Origin of the sequence: Bradyrhizobium sp. 137 (assembly GCF_023074095.1) — a bacterium.
Classification (GTDB): Bacteria; Pseudomonadota; Alphaproteobacteria; order Rhizobiales; family Xanthobacteraceae; genus Bradyrhizobium.
Map to the genome: position 1 here is coordinate 1 of NZ_JADPKU010000035.1, position 1601 is coordinate 1601.

1 protein-coding gene is annotated in these 1601 nt (G+C 59.0%); it reads left to right on the top strand.

What is annotated here, in order from left to right; translation table 11 throughout:
- Positions 1–169 precede the first annotated feature (169 nt).
- Positions 170–1213, top strand: a complete 1044-nt coding sequence (locus IVA78_RS06765; protein WP_247464871.1) for an IS110 family transposase — start codon at positions 170–172, stop codon at positions 1211–1213.
- Positions 1214–1601 lie beyond the last annotated feature (388 nt).

The window sequence follows — 1601 nt, forward strand, 5'->3', positions numbered from 1 at the left end:
GGAGCAGAAGCAGCACCGGCGTGGACCCAAGGTCTATTCGCTGCACGCGCCCGAGGTGGAGTGCATCGGCAAGGGCAAGGCCCACCGGCCTTACGAGTTAATGGCATGGACCACGCCCGCTCTCAGCGGCAACGTAGAGCCCGGCGGGGCAGCAGCAGGAGCGCAAGCCATGTCGAATACGAACATTGTCACCATCGGTATCGATCTCGGGAAAAACACATTCCACGTCGTTGGTCTCGATACCACAGGCGCAATCACGCTACGTAAGAAGGGGTCGAGAAATCAGCTTGACCAGTCGCTGGCCAATGTTCCGCGTTGTCTGATCGGAATGGAGGCGTGTGCAGGCGCACATCATCTGGGGCGCAAGCTCGAGAAATTAGGCCATCAAGTACGGCTCTTGCCAGCACAGTACGTCAAACCATACCTCAAGGGTCACAAGAATGATTTTCGGGATGCTGAAGCGATCGCCGAGGCCGCGCAGCGGCCGACGATGCGGTTCGTCCCAGTGAAGTCGGCCGAACAACTTGATTTACAAGCACTCCACAGAGTTCGCAGTCGATTGGTGACGCAGAGGACGGCGGTCGTCAATCAAATCCGGGGCTTTTTGCTTGAGCGAGGGCTACCAGTGCGGCAGGGAGCGGCAGCACTCCGATTGGCACTCCCCCAAATCCTCTCGATGCCTTCGGAAAGCCTATCACCTCAGGTGGTTCGGCTCATCCAGGACTTGGCCGAGGACTGGCGTTATCTCGACCGTCGCATCGCGCTCGTCACCAAGGAGATCAACGAGATCGCGGAGCAAGATGCGCATTGTCGCCGCCTGATGAGTGCGCCGGGCGTCGGGCCAATCATCTCAAGCGCGATGATCGCCGCGATCGGAACTGGTGATGCGTTCCAGAAGGGCCGCGATTTTGCGGCATGGCTTGGTCTGGTACCGAAACAAATCTCGACCGGTGATCGAACCATTCTCGGTCGCATATCAAGACGCGGCAACCGGTATCTACGAACACTGTTCATTCAGGGAGCCAGAGCCGTACTGCTGAGGCGCCAAACCTGGGCCAGGCACGGCTTCGGAGCCTGGCTGGAGGCAGCATCGAAGCGGCTCCATTCGAATGTACTGGTTGTTGCCTTGGCCGCAAAACTCGCGCGGATGGCCTGGAGCATGCTCGCAAAAGGCCGTGACTACGAAGCGAGTTTCCTGGGCCACACTGTATAGGACGCCAGACCCGGGAAGGAAGGAAGATCCACGATCCGATCGGAATAGCACACTATCCCGCCGAGGTTTGCGAGACGGAAAGGACGAATGGAGAAACGGTTCCACCGACACTTCTGAAGCCTGGTTCGACGCCATGGCCCTTCTTGAGGCCGGCGAGTTATTGAGGACAGAAGTGGGCGGATATCCATAATGGCTCGGGGCGACGGCCTCAAATCGAAGCCGGATAGATTGGCGCAGACCGCTACATCCCTTTGTCGATTCCTCTTGCAACGCGGGCGTGGTCCATAGATCGGCGTCAAAGTCTCGGTTGCAACGACGCTGGCGCACGCCAAAGGCGGTCAATTCGTGACCCACGTGAAGGCGCTGCCCGGCAACCCCTATGACGGGC